This window comes from Bacillus xiapuensis (genome assembly GCF_002797355.1).
Classification (GTDB): domain Bacteria; phylum Bacillota; class Bacilli; order Bacillales; family Domibacillaceae; genus Bacillus_CE; species Bacillus_CE xiapuensis.
Genome location: NZ_KZ454939.1, coordinates 629224 through 651327, shown reverse-complemented (window position 1 = coordinate 651327; position 22104 = coordinate 629224). Strand labels below are relative to the sequence as shown.

Sequence of the window (22104 nt, the reverse complement as noted above, 5' to 3'; positions counted from 1 at the left end):
GTATACTTGGGGACCTTAGCTGGCGGTCTGGGCTGTTTCCCTCTTGACTGCGGATCTTATCACTCGCAGTCTGACTCCCAAGGATAAGTCTTTGGCATTCGGAGTTTGTCTGAATTCGGTAACCCGATGGGGGCCCCTAGTCCAAACAGTGCTCTACCTCCAAGACTCTTCCCTTGAGGCTAGCCCTAAAGCTATTTCGGAGAGAACCAGCTATCTCCAGGTTCGATTGGAATTTCACCGCTACCCACACCTCATCCCCGCACTTTTCAACGTGCGTGGGTTCGGGCCTCCAGTAAGTGTTACCTTACCTTCACCCTGGACATGGGTAGATCACCTGGTTTCGGGTCTGCGACCTCATACTCATTCGCCCTGTTCAGACTCGCTTTCGCTGCGGCTCCGCCTTCTCGGCTTAACCTCGCATGAAATCGCAACTCGCCGGTTCATTCTACAAAAGGCACGCCATCACCCATAAATGGGCTCTGACTACTTGTAGGCACACGGTTTCAGGATCTCTTTCACTCCCCTTCCGGGGTGCTTTTCACCTTTCCCTCACGGTACTGGTTCACTATCGGTCACTAGGGAGTATTTAGCCTTGGGAGATGGTCCTCCCGGATTCCGACGGAATTTCACGTGTTCCGCCGTACTCAGGATCCACTCAGGAGAGAGAGGCATTTCAGCTACAGGATTGTTACCTTCTCTGATGGGCCTTTCCAGACCGCTTCGCTTATGCCGCTCTTTTGTAACTCCATATAGAGTGTCCTACAACCCCAGAAGGCAAGCCTTCTGGTTTGGGCTGTTCCCGTTTCGCTCGCCGCTACTCAGGGAATCGCGTTTGCTTTCTCTTCCTCCAGGTACTGAGATGTTTCAGTTCCCCGGGTGTGCCTTCTCCTGTCCTATGGATTCAGACAGGGATGCTGTTCCATTACGAACAGCGGGTTTCCCCATTCGGAAATCTCCGGATCAAAGCTTACTTACAGCTCCCCGAAGCATATCGGTGTTAGTCCCGTCCTTCATCGGCTCCTAGTGCCAAGGCATCCACCGTGCGCCCTTTCTAACTTAACCTAAAATGGCGATTACTCGGTATTGCTTGGTTACTTTATACGATATTATCCAGTTTTCAAAGAACAATGTTGATCTTTTGAAGGCATTCATCCTTCAAAACTGAACAAAATAAAACGTCACGTTTCGTTGGAGTAAGAACAGCGTTCTTACTTTCCGTTATCCTTAGAAAGGAGGTGATCCAGCCGCACCTTCCGATACGGCTACCTTGTTACGACTTCACCCCAATCATCTGCCCCACCTTAGGCGGCTGGCTCCCGTAAGGGTTACCCCACCGACTTCGGGTGTTGCAAACTCTCGTGGTGTGACGGGCGGTGTGTACAAGGCCCGGGAACGTATTCACCGCGGCATGCTGATCCGCGATTACTAGCGATTCCGGCTTCATGCAGGCGAGTTGCAGCCTGCAATCCGAACTGAGAATGGTTTTATGGGATTGGCTAAACCTCGCGGTCTTGCAGCCCTTTGTACCATCCATTGTAGCACGTGTGTAGCCCAGGTCATAAGGGGCATGATGATTTGACGTCATCCCCACCTTCCTCCGGTTTGTCACCGGCAGTCACCTTAGAGTGCCCAACTGAATGCTGGCAACTAAGATCAAGGGTTGCGCTCGTTGCGGGACTTAACCCAACATCTCACGACACGAGCTGACGACAACCATGCACCACCTGTCACTCTGTCCCCCGAAGGGGAAAGCTCTGTCTCCAGAGCGGTCAGAGGATGTCAAGACCTGGTAAGGTTCTTCGCGTTGCTTCGAATTAAACCACATGCTCCACCGCTTGTGCGGGCCCCCGTCAATTCCTTTGAGTTTCAGCCTTGCGGCCGTACTCCCCAGGCGGAGTGCTTAATGCGTTAGCTGCAGCACTGAAGGGCGGAAACCCTCCAACACTTAGCACTCATCGTTTACGGCGTGGACTACCAGGGTATCTAATCCTGTTCGCTCCCCACGCTTTCGCGCCTCAGCGTCAGTTACAGACCAAAGAGCCGCCTTCGCCACTGGTGTTCCTCCACATCTCTACGCATTTCACCGCTACACGTGGAATTCCGCTCTTCTCTTCTGCACTCAAGTCTTCCAGTTTCCAATGACCCTCCACGGTTGAGCCGTGGGCTTTCACATCAGACTTAAAAGACCGCCTGCGCGCGCTTTACGCCCAATAATTCCGGACAACGCTTGCCACCTACGTATTACCGCGGCTGCTGGCACGTAGTTAGCCGTGGCTTTCTGGTCAGGTACCGTCAAGGTGCCGGCAGTTACTCCGACACTTGTTCTTCCCTGACAACAGAGCTTTACGATCCGAAAACCTTCTTCACTCACGCGGCGTTGCTCCGTCAGACTTTCGTCCATTGCGGAAGATTCCCTACTGCTGCCTCCCGTAGGAGTCTGGGCCGTGTCTCAGTCCCAGTGTGGCCGATCACCCTCTCAGGTCGGCTACGCATCGTCGCCTTGGTGAGCCGTTACCTCACCAACTAGCTAATGCGCCGCGGGTCCATCTGTAAGCGACAGCCGAAGCCGCCTTTCAATCTTCCTTCATGCGAAGAAAGAACTCATCCGGTATTAGCCCCGGTTTCCCGGAGTTATCCCCGTCTTACAGGCAGGTTACCCACGTGTTACTCACCCGTCCGCCGCTGACTTAAACGGGCGCAAGCTCCCGCTAAGTCCGCTCGACTTGCATGTATTAGGCACGCCGCCAGCGTTCGTCCTGAGCCAGGATCAAACTCTCCGATAAGATTGTTTGCTTAGCTCATAATAATAAATTGAATTAACGTTGACGTTTATTTTGTTCAGTTTTCAAGGATCAATATCATTTGGTGTCGTTAACAGCGACTTTATCATCTTATCAAAAATTAAGTTTCTAGTCAACAACTTTTTGTTTTTTTTTGCGCCGCAACTGTTTGTTTCAGCAGCGACGCTTATTAATATACCAAGATAAAAAGATAACGTCAACACTTTTTATAAAAAATATTTTATTTTGCTTGGTAGTAACGATGATAGATCCCTTGACCTTTTGTTTTCACCGCAAGCACTTTAATAAATGATTTCTCAATTAAATATTCCAGCATAATCCCTAAGTCTACTGCATAATGCTGAATCTCGGTGTGATGCAACAACTCTTGGAACGTCCAGCCCTCTTTCTCTTTTAAAATGGACAATAAATGAGCCGCCCCGCTTTCCGTTCGGGAATGAATAAGAAATTCGCTCGCCAAAAATAGCAATTCTAAACGCTTTTGCAAATTTTCATCGCTCGTTAGCAGTTCTTCATATAACTTATAGATTTCCGGCTCTATCTGCTTGATCTGCTGCCAAACCGTTACTTCCGGGTAAAATCCATTTTCAATGACTGCAAGGCGGGCTAAGTGATGCAGCGAGTGCATGACATGATTATAGGCGTCTAAATAATGACCGCTATTAAAAAACGCTTTGCCGTCTGTATATCTTCTGATCAGCTTTGAAAACTCAATCGACATTTTCATCTTCCGGCCGTAAAAAGGAAATTCTCTCATTTCCTGCTTTAATTCATGTATATATTCATTGCGGTCAAATAATGTCTTGCCGTGATAGAGCCATTCAATAAATCTGCGGTTGTTGCCAAGCAGCAGCCATTCTTTCAATTGGGCTTCGGTCACCACATACAGCGCCGCTTTGCCGTTTTCATATAAATAATGTTTAACAAAGACAGGCTCTTCTGCTTCGCTGACAATAACCAGCAAAATCGTGTCAAAGTCCTCAGTGAAGGGTGTGATCTGTTCTCTCTTTTCAACTGATATCACCCCTAAAGTATTTTGCTGGCTTGTCCGTTCTTGATAAAGCGGACGAAGGACGTCTTCCATACTAATTCCTCCAAACACACGAGTTTGTTCTTCCCACATATGTTCGACAAAAAATGAAAAAAACCCTCTAATTATTTTGTTCGTCTTCCGCTCTGTCCCTTCCTTTGAAAATTATGTTATATTCTATTATTAAGGAGGCATATTTGATGGCGAAAAAGTATTCAAGCAAAATTAACCGCATACGGACTTTTGCACTCAGTCTAATTTTTATTGGCTTTATTATTATGTATGCTGGAATATTCTTCAGGCAGTCTCCTCTCATCATGACTTTGTTTATGCTCCTCGGACTGCTTAGTATTATCGCCAGCACTGTCGTTTACTTTTGGATCGGCATGCTGTCAACAAAAGCCGTTCAGGTCATTTGCCCTAATTGCGGGAAACCGACTAAAATGCTGGGGCGTGTGGATATGTGCATGCATTGCAGAGAGCCGCTAACCCTTGATCAATCGCTTGAGGGGAAAGAATTTGATGAGAAATATAATCAAAAGAAACAATAAACACACACGGCCTTGAAATCAATTGATCTCAAGGCCGTACGTTTGTCCAATCGTTCTTTCTGCATGCTTGCTTCCCAGAAGGATCAGGCACAAAAAAACCCCTTCCCTAATTAAGAGAAAAAGGCGTATAGGAGAGGGCTTGGTTATCTCGAAAAACCGCAAACAGAAAGCGGCGAACCCCAAAGGAAACACCGCTTAATCAATGCAGGTTCTTTTTAATGAACTTCCTGTTTATCAGCGCACTCCGGACAAGTGCCGTACACTTCCATGCGATGGTGGCTGACTTTAAATCCTGTCACATGCGATGCCAGTTGTTCGACTTCATCTAAGCCCGGATAATGAAAATCAACGATTTTTCCGCATTCCTCACAGATAATGTGATAATGATCTGTCGTTACAAAATCAAAGCGGCTGGATGCATCACCGTAAGTTAATTCTTTCACTAGCCCAACTTCGCGAAACACTCTTAAGTTGTTGTACACTGTGGCTACACTCATATTAGGAAACTTTCCTTCAAGCGCTTTGTAGATGTCGTCTGCGGTTGGGTGGGTCATAGATTGAGTTAAATATTCAAGTATCGCATGACGCTGGGGAGTGATTCGGACCCCAGTTTCTTTTAACGTATCCAATGCTTCCTTTAAGTGATCATGCTCATGGGACACCGCCATGCACCTCTTTTCTTTACAAAATGGATTATTATATTAGAATCTTTATAATTAGTGTACTAATGATATCTCTAGTTTGTCAATACAGAAAACTTGTCTTTCCTGTAAAGCCAGCCGGTTTCTCTCCTCTGCTGCTTTGTCTTATTTCTTTATATCTACCCAAAATTCCCCTTTTTATCACTTATTGCTTACAGAAAAAAAGCGCCTTTAAGCTAAAAATGAGCTTAGAGACGCTTTGCTTTCAGCCTAATATCCTTTAGTGAGATCTATTTTGTTTTGGAAATCTGATTTCCCTTGAATATACTGCTTCAAGTTATGATCCAGAATCGCAAACGCCCGCGGCAAATATCGCTTGGTAATACTGGATATATGAGGAGTGACCGTCACCCTTGGATGCTTCCAAAAAGGGTGGCCAGCAGGCAAAGGCTCTTCAATAAACACATCGAGATACGCATGAGCGAAGCATTCATTGTGCAGAGCATCCAATAACACCTGCTCTTCTACGATATCTCCACGGCCGATATTAATAAAAGCGGCCGTTTCTTTCATCGCTTGGAAATGATGCTCTTTCAGCAGCCCCTTCGTTTCGTTCGTGCTTGGTAAGATCGCCACAACAAAATCAGCTTCAGGAAGCACCTCAGCAAGTTCAGCTGTTGGATGAACTTCTGCAAAATGCTCCGCCGGATGGCCGCTTCGGTTCAAGCCCATCGTTTTCATTTGAAAAGCTTGCGCCAGCCGGGCAATTTCGCTGCCAATAGCACCTGTTCCTAAAACGAGAAGCTGCTTACCGGCCAATTCTCCCAAAGGCAATTGTTTGTTCCATGTTTCCTCCTTTTGCAGCTTCCTCAGTTCAGGGAACCGCTTCACATGGTTCAGCATAAATCCCATTGTGAATTCTGCCATCGGCACTTTATGTATGCCCCTTGCATTGGTCACTAAAATATTTCTGTCTGCGATCGCTTGAAGAGGCAGATGATCGATTCCTGCCGAAGCCACCATAATCCACTTAAGATGAGGACAGGAGCCGATATGCTCTGGGGTTAAATCGTCACCGAAGGTCACGATCACTTCCGCCTCATGCAGCCGTTCCGCTTCTTCCGCACTTTTGTAAAAAAGAAAGTCTGCTTCGGGATACTTGCTCTTCATTTCTTCTTGCAATGTCCGCGGCGGGCGAAATGTAAATACCGTTTTCAAATCAACCCCTCCCGCTATTGCAGCTCCTCTTTAATGAATTGAAGCGCTTCTTCCACATGGCCTTTCACTTTTACTTTTCTCCACTCTTTAACAAGCTTTCCCTCTTTGTCAATCACAAACGTAGAGCGCTCAATGCCCATATATTCTTTGCCGAAATTCTTCTTCAGCTTCCACACATCATAGAGTTCACATACTTTATGATCTTCATCTGCAAGCAGAAGGAACGGCAAATCGTATTTGTCAATGAATTTCTTATGGCGCTCAACCGGATCCGTGCTTATTCCTAGAATCACTGTGTTCACATCAGAAAAAGCAGCATGCTGATCACGAAAATCACAAGCTTCCGTTGTGCAGCCCGGTGTCATATCTTTCGGATAGAAATACAGTACAACCTGCTTTCCTTTATAATCCGACAGCCGTACTTCTTCCCCGGTATTAGCTGGCAATGTAAAATCAGGCGCTGCTTCACCAATTTTCAATGGCATGTGGCATCTCCTCCTTTTATTCGACTGCTCTCACTATTAGCGTAGCGGATTAGAAATCATATGGCAAATATAAAGTGAAGCTTCCATCACGGGGGATAAAACAGGTTGCAGCCTGCATCATGCTGAATTGAACAGACTTGAGCGGATCGCCGCCTTGCTGCACCCGTTATGGCTTGATAATGAAGCAGTCGGTTTACTGCCCCTGCTTTTCAAACATTGTGCGGACAACAAAGGCTGTCGGGATCGTATAGCCTGTCCAGGCCTCAATTAATGCGACCCATCTCCCCGCTCCCTCCGGCACAATATCCCCATATCCGACAGAGAACAGAGTGATTCCGCTAAAATATAAAGAAGTGAAAAACCGCTCCCAAAACCCCAGATGGCTGTATGCATCTTCCGCCCATACAGCATGTCCATTCATATGCAGCAACATATATATAAGAGCAAAACCGATCATTAATGTAAGGTACAGAAACCCGAAGTACACAAAGTAGTGAAAGGAAAGGTAGCGGTGCTGCGGTTCTTTCATAAACAGTCCCTTTAAGCTCATCGATAAACAAAATACGACTGCACTAAGGATTACAGCAGTCACTCATTTCACCTACTCTCCTTCTTCTTGATCTAACTATACGCTAAGCCCTTTCTTTTTATGAAAGATGAGCAATCATTGATTATAGCGATAGTCGAGTCTACAATGGAAAGAGAGTAAATAAGAGGAGGCTTACTACTAATGGATTTTTCTAATTCCGAACGTCTACATAAGGAAGCGCTTGAACATATCGTTGGGGGAGTCAACAGCCCTTCCCGTTCCTATAAAGCGGTCGGCGGCGGATCGCCTGTCGCAATGGAAAGAGGACAAGGAGCGTACTTTTGGGACGTAGATGGCAATCAATATATCGATTACCTCGCCGCTTACGGGCCGATTATCACGGGGCATGCCCACCCGCATATTGCCGCTGCGATTAAGAAGGCGGCCGATCAGGGAGTGCTGTTTGGAACCCCGACTCCTTATGAGGTAACATTTGCGAAAATGCTGAAAGAAGCCATGCCGGCGATGGAAAAAGTCCGTTTTGTCAACAGCGGAACAGAAGCGGTTATGACAACGATCCGCGTGGCTCGCGCTTATACTGGCCGCGACAAAATCATTAAATTTGCCGGCTGCTATCACGGACATTCCGATTTAGTGCTTGTCGCAGCCGGCTCCGGTCCGTCTACTTTAGGCACACCGGATTCAGCGGGCGTGCCCAAAAGCATTGCGCAAGAAGTCATCACCGTTCCTTTCAATGAAATCGAGCCATTGAAAGAAGCTCTTGCCAAATGGGGCAATGAAGTGGCGGCCGTCCTCATTGAACCGATTGTCGGCAATTTCGGGATCGTCGAACCGAAAGAAGGCTTTTTGGAGCAAGTGAAGGAGCTGACGCATGACGCCGGAGCCTTGCTCATATTTGATGAGGTCATCACCGGCTTCCGCTTTACATACGGCGGCGCCCAAGACCTGCTTGGCATTTATCCGGACTTAACAGCGATCGGAAAAATCATCGGCGGCGGCCTGCCGATCGGAGCATACGGCGGCCGCGTTGACATTATGGAGAAAGTGGCGCCCCTCGGTCCTGCCTATCAAGCCGGAACGATGGCCGGAAATCCCGCTTCCATGCTGGCGGGCATCGCCTGCTTGGAAGTCCTGCAGACAGAGGGCGTATATGAAGAGCTCGATCGTCTAGGAGCGATGCTGGAAGAAGGAATCTTAGCCTCCGCCCAGAAATACAATGTGCCGATTACGGTCAATCGCTTAAAAGGCGCCCTCACCCTCTATTTCACTGATCAGCTGGTTTCTAACTATGAGCAAGCCGAGGCGACAGACGGCGAAATGTTTGGCCGTTTCTTTAAATTGATGCTCAGCCAAGGCATTCACTTAGCTCCGTCTAAGTATGAAGCCTGGTTCTTAACGACTGAACATACAGAGAAAGACATTGAGGACACATTGAAAGCGGCGGACTATGCTTTCTCTCAACTGTAAAACAATAAAAAAACAGGACTGGCTCACAGCACCAGTCCTGTTTTTTATTGCTCTTTCTTCTAAATGAAGCGCTTCAGAATGGGGAAAATGGCTGTTCAGGTCTATCTGACAGGGACAAATAATAAAATAATGTGAACAAGGGTGGATTCCGCTTGCTATTGTTTAAAAGGCACTGTATAGTAATTTATTGGCTTGTTATTAAATGGTTTATATAAAGCCTATTCGTGGTACAGTTGTCATTTAGTATACTTTATTTGAGAAAGGAATTATGGATTGTATGAAGCTAGGTGCGCGAATTTTCAAAACGGGAATTGCTATTGTGCTTGCTTTATTCGTTTCATACTTACTCGACCTGCCATCTCCAGTGTTTGCCGGGATCGCCGCAATATTCGCAATCCAGCCCACTATTTACCGCTCTTATTTAACAGTTGTCGAGCAAATGCAGGCGAATTTTATCGGAGCGGTTATCGGCATCTCCTTTGTTCTCTTATTCGGCAATCACTTTCTGATTGTTGGCTTGGCGGCGATTGTCACAATTAGCGTCATTTTAAAACTGCGGCTGGAAAAAACGATCGGGCTTTCTCTTGTCACAGTCATCGTGATTATGGAAGTGCAAAATGAACAGTTTATTCAGTTTGCTTCCATTCGCTTCTTCACGATTATGATCGGCGTGCTTTCCGCTTTCATCGTAAATTTAATCTTTTTGCCTCCTAAATATGAAACAAAGCTGTTTATGCAAATCAACCAGGTGACGGAGGATACGTTAAAGTGGATTCGCTTAAGCTTGCGCAACGGAACTGAGTATCACTTATTAAAGAAGGACATCAGCAAACTCCGGGAACGATTAATTAAGATCGATAACCTCTATTTGTTATATAAAGAAGAACGTGGAACCTTAAAGAGAAACATAACGGCAAAAAAGCGAAAAATCGTCCTTTACCGGAAAATGATCACCGCCGCCCGCAGAAGCTTTGATATTTTGCGGCGAATGAATCAGTTTGAAAATGAAATCCATCACCTCGAGTCTGGGAACCAAAAATCGATGCAGGATCACCTCGATTACTTAATGAGCTATCATGAGCATTTATTGCTTCGTTTCATCGGTAAAGTCAAACCGGCGGCTGACAGCGAAGAGCATTTTGAACTCAGCCTCAACCGCGAAGAATTTCTTACGCTGTTTACGGAGAAGCTGAAATCAGCACCTGCCGAAGAAGTGAATAAATCCATCCATATTCTTCACGTCCTGTCTTCTATTTTGGAATATGGAGAAAGCTTGGAGCACTTGGATCACTTAATCTCAAGCTATTCCAGATATCACCAGGATGAAGATGAACCACCGGAGGTAGATGAGGTTGACTAAGAGGCTGCCAAAAAGGCCAGCCTCTTTTTAATCTATTCTCCCCGAATTTGGAACGCCTTGAACCTCTTTCTTCCACAGACAAATGGCGAAACGCAAACCGCGTTTCGCCATTTGTCTGTCTTATTAATCAGCGCCATTATGAATCCAGCTGCTGCACCTGGAAAAGCCGGTAGTAGCTTCCTTGTTTTTTCATTAGCTGTTCATGAGTGCCGCTCTCTACAATTCTTCCGTGCTCCATCAAAATAATCCGATCGGCATGGGTGATGGTGGAGAGGCGGTGGGCTACGATAAAGGTCGTTCGATCTCTTGCCAGCTTCTCCAGCGCTTCTTGAATAAGATGCTCGCTCTCCAGATCCAGAGCTGATGTAGCTTCATCCAAGATCAGGATGGGCGGGTTTTTTAGAAATACGCGGGCAATGGCAATGCGCTGCTTCTGGCCGCCGGATAATTTCACGCCTCTTTCCCCTACTTTCGTATCGTACCCTTGAGGCAAGCTGACGATAAAGTCATGGGCATTGGCCGCTTTAGCTGCAGCCATCACCTCTTCATCAGTGGCTTCCGGCTTTCCAAGCAAAATATTCGTCTTGACAGATTCACTGAAAAGAATATTATCCTGAAGCACCATGCCGATCTTATCTCTTAAACTGCGGACTCTAAAATCGCGGATATCCGTTCCATCCAGTAAAATCCGGCCGGCGGTTACGTCATAGAAACGCGGGATCAGACTGACCAACGACGACTTGCCTCCGCCGCTCATCCCCACGAGGGCGACCGTTTCTCCTGCACGAATATCGAGATCAATATCATGCAGAACATCCGTCTCTTCCTCGTCATAAGCAAAATCCACATGATCAAATACGAGATGGCCCTTGACATTGGAGCATTCTACCGCCCGCTCCTTATCTTGAATATCATAGGCTTCATCAAGCAAAGCAAATACCCGGTCCATTGAAGCAATCGCTTGGGTCATGGTCGTTGATGAATTGACGAGCCGGCGAAGAGGATTGTATAACTTATCAATATAAGCGATAAAGGCCGCCATCGTTCCTACTGTTAATTCCCCGTGAAGGACCTGATAGCCGGCATAGCCGATCACCAGCAGCGGCGCTATATCTGTAATCGTATTGACAACGGCAAATGCCTTAGCGTTCCATCTTGTTTGAGCCAGCGCCTTCGTTAGAAAATTTTTGTTCTGATGTTCAAACTGCGTCTGCTCATAATCTTCAATGGCAAAGCTTTTTATTACGGACATCCCTTGAACGCGTTCATGCAAATAACTTTGCACCTCAGCTAAAGCTTGGGAACGGACTCTTGTCAGCTTGCGCAAGTTGCCAAAAAAGTACCGTACTGAAAAAGCGTAAAACGGGAAGACGATCAGCGACACAATGGTCAACTTCACATTCATCGTCAGCATAATGACTATGGCAATAAGAATGGTTGCCGCATCCAGCCAAACATTCATTAATCCGGTGATAACAAAATTCTTCGTTTGTTCCACGTCATTGATCACTCGAGAAATTACTTCTCCAGCCCTAGTATTCGCATAATATTTAAAGCTTAGCTTCTGAATATGCGAAAATAGCTGATCGCGAATATCATATAAAATTTTGTTGCCCGTCCACTGGGCGAAATATTGTCTGTAATACTCAATGGGCGGACGAAAAACAACGAAAATGAGCAGCATTGCGCCAATCAAAAGAAACAGCTGCTCCTGTTTATCCCCAGCCGTCAGCGTTTCACTGCCGATAATATCATCAATCACATATTTGATTAAAATGGGAATAAACAGCGGAAGAGCAAATTTGATCACACCAATCACCAGCGTTCCGATTATGGGCCAGCGATACGGCCGAACAAACTTCATATACCTTTTAATGACATTCATTGTGACTCCCCCTCATCCAAAACACAAGCGGTCAAGGTTTTCCTTACACGTGCAGATGAACCCCCTTAAGCAAACGCCGAAAGAAGCATAAAGAAAACCTGTTGAAAAGAAATCAACAGGCCCCGTCCTGCACCAATAAAGATATCAGCCTTGCAGCTTTACATATTTCCGGTACCATTTTTCAATAAAGTCATGCGCAAAAGGACCTTTGCGCTGATGAATCAAGTAAATCAGATGATCCACATTCCGCTTTAAAATCTTATCAATCACATCCGGATAATTCATTTGCCTGCTGTGCTGTTCATATTCATCCTCATCCAACAAAATATAAGACATGTCCGGAAATACTTTCACATCGAGATCATAATCAATATATTTCAGAGCCTCCTGATCATAAACAAAAGGAGAGCTGATGTTGCAATAATAATAGATTCCATCCGTTCTCAGCATACCTATGATATTAAACCACTGCCGAGCGTGAAAATAACAAATTGCAGGCTCCCTCGTTATCCACGTCCGTCCGTCAGCTTCCGTCACAATCGTGCGATCATTGCCGCCAATCACCAGATTATTGGTCGCTTTTAAAACGATGGTCTCTTCCCAAACACGATGAATATTCCCGTCATGCTTGTAACTATGAATTTGGATGGCTTCACCTTCTCTGGGAATCGCCATGATTCTCCCCTACTTTCATTCCTAGCTGTTTGCCATTACTTTTTCCTTCGTTTATTTGCTTCAAACGTTCTATATTTTCTTATTATAACGAATTCATATAATAATGTTAACTAAAGTGACAAAAGGCGGCCAAGAAAGAAGCAGCTTCTATCATCCCTCTCATGCTGAGGCTAACATTGCAATGCCTTTGTAATCTGAATCGGGTATTTAGGGGCCGTGTTCTCCAGCTTAGACTTTGGCTTTCCAGCGCCCTTCTGTAAGGGGCAGCTTACAGGCGGAAGAACAAGAAAGAGGTTGCCTGCTGAACATCAGGAGGCAACCTCTTTCTTCTAGCCGTTAAATCGTGGAGCTAAGGTTTTAGCTGTTCTTTGAAGCTTGGTTTTTACGAGCTTCTGATTCAGCGTTTTGTTGCTTGACATGCTGTGCATCGGTTTCAGAAGAAAACTCTGTACCAAAAGCAGCATTTTGCGCATTTTGACCCATTGCAGAAGCAGCGTTTTGCTGTTTCACATGGTTCACGTCAGTACCAGCCATTGTTTTTTGCTTATTATTTGGTTGATTTTTCATTCTTTCTCACCTCCACAAACACTAACTTGCCCAAGTTGAGAAAGAATTATCCAATTTCTTTTGAAAAAAAATTCACACTAACAGCGAGCGGCCGCCATCAATGATAATCGTCTGGCCGCGAATCATATAAGCCCCCTCCGAAATTAAAAACATGACCGCGTGGACCATATCTTCCATGCGAACGATGCGCCCAGCTGGCGTGTTGGCTTTCGCATCCTCCAAAATTTCATCGCGGTTCGGAAAATGCTTAAGAGCATCTGTATCAATCGCACCGCCTGATACAGCATTTACAACAATGTTTCTCTCCGCTAATTCTACGGAAAGATATCTAGTCAGCGCCTCCAGCGCCGCTTTTGATACGCCGACAGCTGTGTAATTTTTCAAGTAGCGGATCGCGCCGAGCGAGCTAATGCTGACGATACTGCCGCCGGTTTTTGGATCCATCAGCTTCGCCGCTTCTTGCGCGCAGAATAATAAAGCCTTGCTGTTAATATTCATTGTCCAATCCCAATGCTTCTCTTCAAGCTCCATGATCGGCCGCTGAACACCGGAAGCGGCGTTATTTATGAACACATCCAGACGGCCGAACTTCTCCTTCACTTCAGCAAACATCGCTTTCACCTTGTCCACATCGCCGACATTGGCTTTAACGAGAAGGACTTCCCGGCCCAATGCCTTGATCTCTTCCGCCGTCTCTTGAGCGGCTGTTTTGCTGCGCGCATAGTTAATAACAAGATGATAGCCTTTTCTTGCAAGTTCTAACGCAATTGCTTTTCCTACTCCGCGGCTGCTGCCTGTCACTAGTGCTACTTTTTGCTCCATGCTTATTCCCCTTTCGCCTCATTCTTCTGTATTTTACTTTCTCTTCGCATAATGAACAACTGACAAGCGCATTCTATCCATAAAGAAAGGGGGATTCTTCATGTATGTCGGCCGAGATTTAACCGAATTGCAAATGATGTCGGTCAATGATTGGACAGACCAAGAGCTTGCTTTTTTCCATCATTCTTTCCAGCAGATCGTTCCTTACTTAAATGCAGAGGGACAAACGATTCATCGGGATATCGCAGTAGAAATCATGCGCCGCGGCGGGCTGAATAAGCAAGAAGCCCGCTACACTTCCGGAACGCAAATTTCTTATGACTGATCGGCTCGGCCAGTTGTAGGAGTTTGAATCCAGTGCTCAGCAGCTGCCGCCCATCCGTTGGCAGAGGGCTACTCGGATGGGCTTTCTGAAGAAATATCCTGCTGATTCCTGATCGTTTTCCATATTTTTTGATGGGACACTGAAAAAGCAAATGTCTCTACTTGCGAGACCGGAACAAATTGACGTTTTTCATTGGTGAAAGAAGCCTCATGAACCGTTCCCCAAAAGACATCAATGTCCCAAGTTAAATGGGAAAAGACATGCTGAATCTTAGTAGCCGATTCTGATTTAAGCTTAGCGGATAATCCATAATGCTTTTGAATAAACCGATTCACTTCCTCTTTTGGATTGCCTGTTCCGCTTAATTCAACGTTTGGAAATTCCCATAAATTCGCTAAAAGTCCGGTCTCGGGCCGTTTTTGAATAAGGACCTTCCCGTCTTCTGTCATGAGCACCGCCGCACCAAGATGTACATGCTTGCTATTTTTTTTGCGTGTTTTGACCGGGAGCTCTTGTTCTACGCCCTCATGAAAAGCACGGCAATGCTCCCGTACAGGACAAAGGAGGCAGGATGGAGATGCCGGAGTGCAAATCAAGGCGCCGAGTTCCATCAGCGCTTGATTGAACGAAGAGGGGTCCTCTTTGGCAATCATTTGCCGGACGGCCTCTTCGAATATTTTTCGGGAGGAAGACTTGGCAATATCTTCCCAAATAGAGAGAATGCGTGCCATCACCCGCATGACGTTGCCGTCAACCGCCGGCTCCGGCACCCCGTACGCAATGCTCAAAATTGCCCCGCTCGTGTACGGTCCAACTCCTTTTAAAGAGGAAATCTCATCCTTCGTATCAGGCACTCTTCCCCCATAATTCTCCTTCACCTCTCGCACAGCCGCCTGCAAATTGCGAGCCCGTGAATAATAACCGAGGCCTTCCCATGCCTTTAACACTTGTTCTTCTTCGGCATCTGCAAGCGCTTCGATCGTTGGGAATTTTTCCATAAACCGGTTGAAGTACGGAATGACTGTATCTACTCTCGTTTGCTGAAGCATGATTTCAGATACCCATACTTTATAAGGATCCGGGCTGCGTCTCCACGGCAAATCACGCTTCTCTTGTTGGTACCAGGCAATTAAATCTTCTTGGAATTTCGGGATATCGATGCTTCCGATGTTTTTTAATGATGTGAATTTCACAACTTACCTCCATGAAAATGTTAAAATATATGTAAGAAAGGGAATAAATGAATACTATCCTTTCAGATCCGCATCCTACTTAAAGGAGGTAGCCTTTTTGGATACTGGAACTCATTTCGTTATGGGATTCGCTTTAGGAGGTCTGTCAACGCTTGATCCTGCAGTTGCTGGCGATTCCGCTACAAAGTATGCGGTATTAGCAGCAGTCGTCATCGGTTCACAAGCTCCTGATATAGATACCATCTTAAAGCTTAGAAATAACGCTGTCTATATTCGCAATCACCGGGGAGCTACCCACTCCATTCCGGCGGTTCTCTTATGGCCTGTGCTGATTACGGCCGTCATCTCGCTTCTCTTGCCGGAAAGCAACATTCTTCATCTGTGGCTGTGGAGCCAGTTTGCCGTATTTCTGCACGTCTTTGTTGATATATTTAATGCTTACGGAACCCAAGCATTCCGGCCTTTTTCATCTAAATGGGTAGCGCTCGGTGTGATCAATACCTTTGATCCCTTTATCTTTTCCGCCCATGTAGTCGGCCTTGTTCTCTGGATATTCGGATATCATCCAGGATACACATTTATCACGATTTATTTCGTTCTCATCGGATACTATATATTGCGCTTTCAAATGCAGGGAGCTGTTCGAAATGCCGTCCGCCGCCTCATTCCCGATGCGGAAGAAATTATCATAGCACCGACCATCCGTTTCAATCAATGGAGAATTGCGGTAAAAACACCGGAACACTTCTATGTAGCCAGAGGATACCGGCGCTCTGTCACGATTCTGGATAAATACAAGCGCGTACCCATTCCAAACACTCGGCTCTTTGAAGAAGCGAAGAAAGATGATAACCTTTCCGCTTTTCTTCATTTCTCCCCTGTCTATCGCTGGGAAGTAGCTGAATATGATGATTGCTACGAAGTGAAATTCATTGATCTGCGCTATCGCAACAACGGCTACTACCCATTTGTGGCCGTCGTTCAGCTGGATCTTGACTATCATATTATAGGCTCTTATACCGGCTGGATCTTCAGCGAAGAAAAGCTGAGAAAGAAGTTGGAATTTATTCCTGAATCCCATTAAACATGCCATCCAAAGGTTCCGCAGCGGCCTTTTGGATGGCTTTATTTCTCCGCTGGCGCCCTTTCTATTCAGAGACTGATTTCCGGCACAAGAAAAGCAAAAACTCCGGATAGCGGAGTTTGTTAATGCTTTATATCCCTGTTATCCGCCAATAAATGGCGGTACTTTTCATTTCGGCTGGCAAACTCATGCAGCCGGCTCCCATAATTGTCAATCCATTGGCGTACAACCTTTTCAGTCATTTCTTTTCCTTTGTATTTATAGCCCGCTTTCGCATAGGTTGCCTCAAAGTCTTCCCAAAGATGCTCTACCCAGGCGCGGGCGCGGGCATAAGTTAAGCTTGTGTTTCGATCCAGCAGCAGCTTCGTTAGCCGCTCAAAGATTTCTTCCATAATGATCCCTCACTCTTCTATCTCTTTTTGAAGTTTCAGCATAGAAATCGGCAAGCCTTCCTCTTTACCATCGCCATTTAAGCGGTAGCCCCAAGCAAACACACCATTTAAATAACTGATTTTAAAAAACGTGCCCGGCGCCCCCTGCATTTCGTATATCTTTCCGGGCTCAAAGTCGGCCGGATTCATGAGATAAGCTTCCGCCATTAAAGCTTTTCGCTCAAGCACGGCAAACTCATTGACTATCCCCATCTGTTCCGCCTTTTTCGCTCTTTCTTTAAGCCGGGCAATTTCCTGCCGCAATTCATACTCTGTCATCTCACTATAGCGTTTCTCTATTTCCACCAGTTGCACACCCTTTTTCCCTTAAGTATAGTAAAAGAAGAGCATTTAAGAAAGTCTGAAAGGATGAGAGGGTTGAGAAACTGTGTAATTACTGGCGGTGGCTCAGGTCTTGGAAAAGAGCTAGCGATAATATATGGTCAAAAAGGATATCATACCCATTTAATCAGCCGCCAAGCTGATAAGCTCGCTTCTGTTCAGCGTGAGATCATCACTGCCGGCGGACAAGCTACGATCCACTCGCTTGATTTGCGGAATCCAGCCGAGATCGAGCGTTTAGCCAATCGTTTTCTGTCTAAACAGCAAAGCATCGATCTCCTTATTAACAACGCGGGGATCGGTATTTTCGGACCTTTTGCGGAAATAGATATAGATGATTTGCAGACCACGTTTGAAACCAATGTGTACGCGCCGATTATTATGACGAAGATTTTTCTTCCGCTTATGACCTCTGGCGGAAGCGTCATCAATATTATTTCAACAGCGGGCTTGCGCGGAAAGAAAAATGAAGCCATTTATTGCGCAAGCAAATTTGCCCTGCGCGGATTTACGGAAAGCCTGCAGAAAGAGTTCGAACCAAGCCGAATCCGCTTCGTTGCTGTCTACATGGGAGGAATGAATACCCCATTTTGGGAGCTGTCCGATCATGTAAAAGATACATCTAAATTAAAAACGCCGGAAGAAGTGGCAAGCATCATTGCTTCCCAAGCAAAGGATAAGAATGAAATCATTATTGAATCCCATTAATTTTCCCCTTGCAGATGCTCGATCACCTTCTCGATGTCGCTGATATCAAAGCCTTTGCGATACAGCGATTGCTTCATCTTCTGCCGGTATTCGCCGCCGGTGTATTTATTGTATCGGCGATGGGCTTTTTCCGCCTGGTACAACAGAGCCTGCCACTGCTCCTCTTTATCGGCAGACTCTGTTTGTAATAGGGCTTCTTGAATCACGTTCCAGCTATACCCCTTTCTCATCAATGCCTGCTCAATCTTTTGCTTTTGTCTGATGGCGGATTCCTTCGTGTTTTTCTTTCTGTATTTTTCCGCTAGAGCGGCGGCTTTTTCAAGCTGCTGGTCGAAACTAAAGAAATTCAGCACCTCTTCAATGAAAGCCGGCGCGATCCCTTTCTCCTTCAATTCACGCTCGATCACATTCGGCCCTTTATCTGTCGTCCGAAGCTGCGTCCTCACATACGCCTTGGCAAACTGCAAATCATCCAAGTAATGGAGCTGATATAAGTAGCGAATAATTTCCCCGATATGGGCTGGATTCACTTCCTTCTTCTCCAGATGCTTCCGTACTTCTTGCTCCGATCTCATGCGAATCGACAGAAACTGAACGGCTATATTGATGCCTTTGCGGATCTGATCCTTTTCGGTAATCTCTGCGATTTCTCCTTCGCTGAGCTCCTTTCCTTTCTTTAGGCCGAATCGAATCAGCACCGCTTCATCAACGCTAAAAGCGTATTTTTCATTCAGAAAGACATTATAGCGATCCGCCCGCTTTTCCTGGGCGGATATCTTTGTAATAATGGCCATCTTCTTCACCTCTTACGGATCACTTTAACATATTTCATATGTTATTTATAAGAATGCAGTAAAATATAAAGAAACGAAGAACGGAGGAGACAAATGAAAGCAGTGATTGCCGGGGGAACCGGATTGATCGGAAGGGCTTTGACGGAAGAGTTGCTGGCGAGAGGCTATCAAGTTTATATACTAACCCGGCAGCCCGAACATAAACAAAGCAGCGATCAGCTGCAGTATGTGAAGTGGCTTTCTGACAACGCTCGGCCAGAAGCGGAACTCCAAGAAGCCCGCATCTTTATTAATCTTGCTGGTGAGCCGCTTAACAGCGGGCGCTGGAGTGCTGAGCGCAAGCGCCGGATTATCAGCAGCCGCCTGTCATCCACCAAGGAAATGCTGCGGATCATGCGGAATATTTCCGTGCGGCCGGAAGTATTTATAAATGCGAGCGCTATCGGCTATTATCCTCCTTCTTTGTCAGACACCTTTACTGAAGCCTCTCAAGCAGCTGGCCGCAACTTTCTTGCATCCACCGTCCAATTATGGGAAGAAGCAGCGCTGCAAGCTGAATCGTTAGGCATCCGCACCGTTCTCACCCGCTTTGGCATTATTCTCGAAAAGAGCGGCGGAGCTTTGCCGCGCATGGTATTGCCTTATAAATGGTTTGCAGGCGGAAAAATCGGCTCAGGGCAACAATGGATGTCCTGGATTCATATAAAAGATGCGGCTCGAGCGATTGTATTTGCTATTGAACACACTGACATAAGCGGTCCCGTCAACCTGACCGCTCCCGTTCCTGAACGGATGAATAGCTTTGGAAGAACGCTCTCTAAAGTCCTGCATCGCCCGCATTGGCTATCTGTGCCAAAGCTGGCTCTGCAAGCATTACTCGGGGAAATGAGCTCTTTAGTGTTGGAAGGGCAGCGAGTTTTTCCTGATAAGCTGCTCGATCATCAATTTGACTTTCAGCACCCCAAACTTCAGTCGGCTTTAGAAGATCTCCTAGTCTCAAAGGAAACAGATCAGCCATCAGGCAAAGAATATGCTGATGGCTGATCATTTTTTCCCTCCTGTAAGTGCCACCGACTCCCTCATGGAGAAGGAAGGCTAAGCAGGAGATCACGGCCCTACATGCCTGATGCCGGTTACTAAGGCGTTGCAGCAGGAAGCCTCCTGTTTTGGAGGCTCACTCTATATAATGCGGATAAATAGTTAAACTGAGGGCCATGTTTCTCAATTGATACATAATCCCTTGTGAATAGCTGAACTACTGTTCTTCCCAACGAACAAACCGTTCAAGCACGGCAGACAATAATACGCCTATGATCAATCCGTTTGTGAAGAGGGGCTGAATGTATATCGGCAAGGAACTAAATATCTCAGGGTCCATCATCATAATGCTAATCCCGGTGAGAACAGGAGCGGCAATCCGAAAAATGGTGTTGGAATGAAAGTCCGTTCCGTCCAGCGATTTCAATGCACTCCCAAACAATTGCAAGTAAGCCACAAATAGCACTGCACTTCCCACCGTAATTGGAAGTGTGGCAAATAGCTCTCCTGCTGCAGGGATAATTCCGAGCAGGCTAAATAACACGCCTCCAATTATAAACGGCAGCCGCTCGACCATCCGCGTACTTTCCAGAAAGCCGATTGATGAAGTAAACGGAGCATACGGAACGAGCCCGAGAAAAGCCGCTCCGCCCGTGAACAGGCCAGTCAGCGCAAATGAACGATTCATCTGATCGTTAGAAGGCGGCTCTTTCAGCAAAAGACCCGCCGCCTGAACAGAAGCGATCGTATTGCTCATATTAATGACCCCCGCTACAAAGGTTGTCAACACAATTCCCCATTCCAAATTCGGCGCTCCTAAAGGGAACCAGTGAAAATCGGCTCTGCCGCCTGACGTCGCTGCTTCCGAAGAAAACAGAACCATATACAGCCCCCAGCCAACTACAATGCCGATTAAAATGGAAAAATGGCTAATGATGCCTCTCCCCTTGATCTTCAGCGCACTGACAAACAGCACAATCGCCACAGAATATAAGCTCACTGCTATATCCAACTGACCGCTGCTCGTCAATTTCATCATCCCTGAAAAGAAAATAAACACCAGCTGAACTGATAGTAAAAATAAATAAACACTCATCACCATCGGCGTAAAGATTTTTCTAATGTGCGAAGCCCACCCCGCCCATCCTGCTGCCGCCGTAAAAACGGCGGCAGCTAACATTCCCGAAGCAATTCCGCCGCCAATCTCCTGATAGCTCATCCCAAGCGCAGAAGCCGAGGTGCTGATATGTAACAGAAGTCCCCACATTAGTCCCGAATGCCCTTCCATCAGCGGATATCGGTGCCCCCATATTCCTTGCAGCACACAGGCAATCCCCGTTAAAATGAGAGAGCTTCTTAGCGTCATGGCGATTTCCGCACCAGACAGTTCAAAGGCCGCTCCAACCGAAACCGGCACGACAACCGTATTTGCAAACATAAAGAATAGCCATTGGATAGACGCTCCCCCCGTCGAAAGCATCTTTCGCAAATCGCGCTCTTTCCATGTCTCCATCTCTTCTCGTCCTCCTCTACCTTTACTGTAAGGGCTATGGTATCTTTATCACAAGAAGTTTTCTATCTATTTTGACAAGGAGATGATCTTTTGTATTTCCCATCTAAAAAAGATCGATGGCTCTATCCGGTTCATTGGGGCTGTGTAGCCGCTTGCTTTGCTCCGCTTCTCGCCAAGGCGGATTACGGAGTACTGTTTTTCACTGTGCCGTTAGCTGCTATGCTCGTTTGGGGATGGTTTTCCACGGGTTATACACTTCAAGGCAACGAGTTAATCATTCAAAGCGGCCTGTACAAAAAGAAGATTCCCATCAATGATATTAAGAAGATTAGCCCGACTAGAAATCCGTCAGCTGCTTGGGCGTTATCCATGGATAGACTTGAAATTATCTATGGTTCCGAGCGGAATATGGCGCTTGTTTCTCCAAAGGATGCGCAGCAATTTATCGCTTCGCTGCATGAGATAAATCCCCGGATCGGTAAAGAACGCACTGCTTTTTAAGAGCGGCAAAGATCAGTAAATGATCCCATAAAGGACCGTTTTCTGAAAGCTCACCGCCCATCTTTTTCTGGCTTTTTGTCCACTCCCCCCTTTGTTTCCCTGCATATGTTTGAGTATGGGGGT

22 protein-coding genes and 2 rRNA genes (1 of these 24 only partly in view) are annotated in these 22104 nt (G+C 46.3%); 8 read left to right on the top strand and 16 right to left on the bottom strand.

Annotated elements, in window-relative coordinates; all coding sequences use genetic code 11:
* From CEF20_RS03205 to CEF20_RS03195, 3 genes are all read right to left on the bottom strand, one after another.
* Positions 1 to 1062, bottom strand: a 23S ribosomal RNA gene (locus CEF20_RS03205) (it extends 1872 nt beyond the left edge of the window).
* A 166-nt stretch (positions 1063 to 1228) separates the two neighbouring features.
* Positions 1229 to 2783: ribosomal RNA gene (locus CEF20_RS03200) — 16S ribosomal RNA — on the bottom strand.
* Together the 16S and 23S rRNA genes form the textbook arrangement of a ribosomal RNA operon.
* Positions 2784 to 3021: 238 nt before the next feature.
* Positions 3022 to 3885 (bottom strand): nucleotidyltransferase-like protein, encoded by an 864-nt coding sequence (locus CEF20_RS03195; RefSeq protein ID WP_100330449.1) that lies wholly within the window; start codon positions 3883 to 3885, stop codon positions 3022 to 3024.
* Between the two features lie 146 nt (positions 3886 to 4031).
* Here CEF20_RS03195 and CEF20_RS03190 point away from each other — a divergent pair, with 146 nt between their 5' ends.
* On the top strand, positions 4032 to 4382 hold the full coding sequence (locus CEF20_RS03190) for a YgzB family protein (protein ID WP_100330448.1): 351 nt from the start codon (positions 4032 to 4034) through the stop codon (positions 4380 to 4382).
* Positions 4383 to 4597: 215 nt separating this feature from the next.
* Here CEF20_RS03190 and perR read toward each other — a convergent pair whose 3' ends face one another.
* The 4 genes from perR to CEF20_RS03170 form a co-directional block, all read right to left on the bottom strand.
* Entirely contained in the window at positions 4598 to 5050 is a 453-nt protein-coding gene (gene perR, locus CEF20_RS03185; protein WP_100330447.1) for a peroxide-responsive transcriptional repressor PerR, read from the bottom strand.
* Positions 5051 to 5293: 243 nt separating this feature from the next.
* Positions 5294 to 6241, bottom strand: a complete 948-nt coding sequence (locus CEF20_RS03180; protein ID WP_100330446.1) for a D-2-hydroxyacid dehydrogenase — start codon at positions 6239 to 6241, stop codon at positions 5294 to 5296.
* 14 nt (positions 6242 to 6255) lie between these two features.
* Positions 6256 to 6726 carry a thioredoxin-dependent thiol peroxidase gene (gene bcp / locus CEF20_RS03175; protein ID WP_100330445.1) on the bottom strand — a complete coding sequence of 157 codons (471 nt, stop codon included), beginning with the start codon at positions 6724 to 6726 and terminating at the stop codon, positions 6256 to 6258.
* Positions 6727 to 6919: 193 nt separating this feature from the next.
* Positions 6920 to 7318: a potassium channel family protein gene (locus tag CEF20_RS03170; RefSeq protein WP_100330444.1), complete on the bottom strand. Its 399-nt coding sequence runs from the start codon at positions 7316 to 7318 to the stop codon at positions 6920 to 6922.
* 138 nt (positions 7319 to 7456) lie between these two features.
* On the opposite strand from CEF20_RS03170, the gene CEF20_RS03165 reads away from it, so the two are divergent.
* Positions 7457 to 8743, top strand: coding sequence for a glutamate-1-semialdehyde 2,1-aminomutase (locus CEF20_RS03165; protein WP_100330443.1), 1287 nt, complete (start codon positions 7457 to 7459; stop codon positions 8741 to 8743).
* Between the two features lie 268 nt (positions 8744 to 9011).
* Positions 9012 to 10103: an FUSC family protein gene (locus tag CEF20_RS03160; RefSeq protein WP_332849190.1), complete on the top strand. Its 1092-nt coding sequence runs from the start codon at positions 9012 to 9014 to the stop codon at positions 10101 to 10103.
* A 136-nt stretch (positions 10104 to 10239) separates the two neighbouring features.
* Here the strand turns inward: CEF20_RS03160 and CEF20_RS03155 are convergent, their stop codons facing one another.
* The 4 genes from CEF20_RS03155 to fabL all read right to left on the bottom strand — a co-directional run bounded on the left by CEF20_RS03155 (position 10240) and on the right by fabL (position 14052).
* Complete coding sequence (locus tag CEF20_RS03155; protein ID WP_100330441.1) at positions 10240 to 11988, bottom strand: ABC transporter ATP-binding protein; 1749 nt, start codon at positions 11986 to 11988, stop codon at positions 10240 to 10242.
* Between the two features lie 144 nt (positions 11989 to 12132).
* Positions 12133 to 12663, bottom strand: coding sequence for a nucleoside tri-diphosphate phosphatase (gene ntdP / locus CEF20_RS03150; RefSeq protein ID WP_100330440.1), 531 nt, complete (start codon positions 12661 to 12663; stop codon positions 12133 to 12135).
* Between the two features lie 357 nt (positions 12664 to 13020).
* Positions 13021 to 13230, bottom strand: a complete 210-nt coding sequence (locus CEF20_RS03145; protein ID WP_100330439.1) for a gamma-type small acid-soluble spore protein — start codon at positions 13228 to 13230, stop codon at positions 13021 to 13023.
* A 72-nt stretch (positions 13231 to 13302) separates the two neighbouring features.
* A complete protein-coding gene (fabL, locus tag CEF20_RS03140; RefSeq protein WP_100330438.1) occupies positions 13303 to 14052 on the bottom strand; it encodes an enoyl-[acyl-carrier-protein] reductase FabL in 750 nt (249 codons plus the stop codon).
* Between the two features lie 100 nt (positions 14053 to 14152).
* Here fabL and CEF20_RS03135 point away from each other — a divergent pair, with 100 nt between their 5' ends.
* Positions 14153 to 14377 carry a hypothetical protein gene (locus CEF20_RS03135; RefSeq protein ID WP_100330437.1) on the top strand — a complete coding sequence of 75 codons (225 nt, stop codon included), beginning with the start codon at positions 14153 to 14155 and terminating at the stop codon, positions 14375 to 14377.
* A gap of 68 nt (positions 14378 to 14445) precedes the next feature.
* Here the strand turns inward: CEF20_RS03135 and mutY are convergent, their stop codons facing one another.
* The gene (mutY, locus tag CEF20_RS03130) at positions 14446 to 15570 is read right to left on the bottom strand and encodes an A/G-specific adenine glycosylase (protein WP_100330436.1); all 1125 of its coding nucleotides are present in this window, start codon (positions 15568 to 15570) and stop codon (positions 14446 to 14448) included.
* A gap of 97 nt (positions 15571 to 15667) precedes the next feature.
* Here mutY and CEF20_RS03125 point away from each other — a divergent pair, with 97 nt between their 5' ends.
* Entirely contained in the window at positions 15668 to 16654 is a 987-nt protein-coding gene (locus tag CEF20_RS03125; RefSeq protein ID WP_100330435.1) for a metal-dependent hydrolase, read from the top strand.
* Between the two features lie 122 nt (positions 16655 to 16776).
* Here the strand turns inward: CEF20_RS03125 and CEF20_RS03120 are convergent, their stop codons facing one another.
* A complete protein-coding gene (locus tag CEF20_RS03120) occupies positions 16777 to 17046 on the bottom strand; it encodes a YfhJ family protein (protein ID WP_100330434.1) in 270 nt (89 codons plus the stop codon).
* Between the two features lie 9 nt (positions 17047 to 17055).
* A complete protein-coding gene (locus CEF20_RS03115; RefSeq protein ID WP_269799209.1) occupies positions 17056 to 17391 on the bottom strand; it encodes a YfhH family protein in 336 nt (111 codons plus the stop codon).
* A 72-nt stretch (positions 17392 to 17463) separates the two neighbouring features.
* Here CEF20_RS03115 and CEF20_RS03110 point away from each other — a divergent pair, with 72 nt between their 5' ends.
* A complete protein-coding gene (locus CEF20_RS03110; protein ID WP_100330433.1) occupies positions 17464 to 18135 on the top strand; it encodes an SDR family NAD(P)-dependent oxidoreductase in 672 nt (223 codons plus the stop codon).
* On the opposite strand, the gene recX is transcribed toward CEF20_RS03110, so the two are convergent.
* Positions 18132 to 18929, bottom strand: coding sequence for a recombination regulator RecX (gene recX, locus CEF20_RS03105; protein WP_100330432.1), 798 nt, complete (start codon positions 18927 to 18929; stop codon positions 18132 to 18134). The genes CEF20_RS03110 and recX overlap by 4 nt on opposite strands.
* A 93-nt stretch (positions 18930 to 19022) precedes the next feature.
* On the opposite strand from recX, the gene CEF20_RS03100 reads away from it, so the two are divergent.
* Positions 19023 to 19973: a TIGR01777 family oxidoreductase gene (locus CEF20_RS03100; RefSeq protein ID WP_100330431.1), complete on the top strand. Its 951-nt coding sequence runs from the start codon at positions 19023 to 19025 to the stop codon at positions 19971 to 19973.
* 211 nt (positions 19974 to 20184) lie between these two features.
* Here the strand turns inward: CEF20_RS03100 and CEF20_RS03095 are convergent, their stop codons facing one another.
* Positions 20185 to 21480 (bottom strand): uracil/xanthine transporter, encoded by a 1296-nt coding sequence (locus tag CEF20_RS03095; protein WP_232713353.1) that lies wholly within the window; start codon positions 21478 to 21480, stop codon positions 20185 to 20187.
* Between the two features lie 90 nt (positions 21481 to 21570).
* On the opposite strand from CEF20_RS03095, the gene CEF20_RS03090 reads away from it, so the two are divergent.
* Positions 21571 to 21981 (top strand): PH domain-containing protein, encoded by a 411-nt coding sequence (locus CEF20_RS03090; RefSeq protein WP_100330430.1) that lies wholly within the window; start codon positions 21571 to 21573, stop codon positions 21979 to 21981.
* Positions 21982 to 22104 lie beyond the last annotated feature (123 nt).

Excerpts from the sequence above, each read along its gene's own strand:
- CEF20_RS03135 (WP_100330437.1), top strand. The coding sequence starts at position 14,153 with ATGTATGTCGGCCGAGATTTAACCGAATTGCAAATGATGTCGGTCAAT.
- CEF20_RS03120 (WP_100330434.1), bottom strand. The coding sequence starts at position 17,046 with ATGGAAGAAATCTTTGAGCGGCTAACGAAGCTGCTGCTGGATCGAAAC.
- CEF20_RS03190 (WP_100330448.1), top strand. The coding sequence starts at position 4,032 with ATGGCGAAAAAGTATTCAAGCAAAATTAACCGCATACGGACTTTTGCA.
- CEF20_RS03155 (WP_100330441.1), bottom strand. The coding sequence starts at position 11,988 with ATGAATGTCATTAAAAGGTATATGAAGTTTGTTCGGCCGTATCGCTGG.
- fabL (WP_100330438.1), bottom strand. The coding sequence starts at position 14,052 with ATGGAGCAAAAAGTAGCACTAGTGACAGGCAGCAGCCGCGGAGTAGGA.
- ntdP (WP_100330440.1), bottom strand. The coding sequence starts at position 12,663 with ATGGCGATTCCCAGAGAAGGTGAAGCCATCCAAATTCATAGTTACAAG.
- CEF20_RS03160 (WP_332849190.1), top strand. The coding sequence starts at position 9,012 with ATGGATTGTATGAAGCTAGGTGCGCGAATTTTCAAAACGGGAATTGCT.
- CEF20_RS03195 (WP_100330449.1), bottom strand. The coding sequence starts at position 3,885 with ATGGAAGACGTCCTTCGTCCGCTTTATCAAGAACGGACAAGCCAGCAA.
- CEF20_RS03095 (WP_232713353.1), bottom strand. The coding sequence starts at position 21,480 with ATGGAGACATGGAAAGAGCGCGATTTGCGAAAGATGCTTTCGACGGGG.
- recX (WP_100330432.1), bottom strand. The coding sequence starts at position 18,929 with ATGGCCATTATTACAAAGATATCCGCCCAGGAAAAGCGGGCGGATCGC.
- bcp (WP_100330445.1), bottom strand. The coding sequence starts at position 6,726 with ATGCCATTGAAAATTGGTGAAGCAGCGCCTGATTTTACATTGCCAGCT.
- CEF20_RS03145 (WP_100330439.1), bottom strand. The coding sequence starts at position 13,230 with ATGAAAAATCAACCAAATAATAAGCAAAAAACAATGGCTGGTACTGAC.
- perR (WP_100330447.1), bottom strand. The coding sequence starts at position 5,050 with ATGGCGGTGTCCCATGAGCATGATCACTTAAAGGAAGCATTGGATACG.
- CEF20_RS03100 (WP_100330431.1), top strand. The coding sequence starts at position 19,023 with ATGAAAGCAGTGATTGCCGGGGGAACCGGATTGATCGGAAGGGCTTTG.
- CEF20_RS03165 (WP_100330443.1), top strand. The coding sequence starts at position 7,457 with ATGGATTTTTCTAATTCCGAACGTCTACATAAGGAAGCGCTTGAACAT.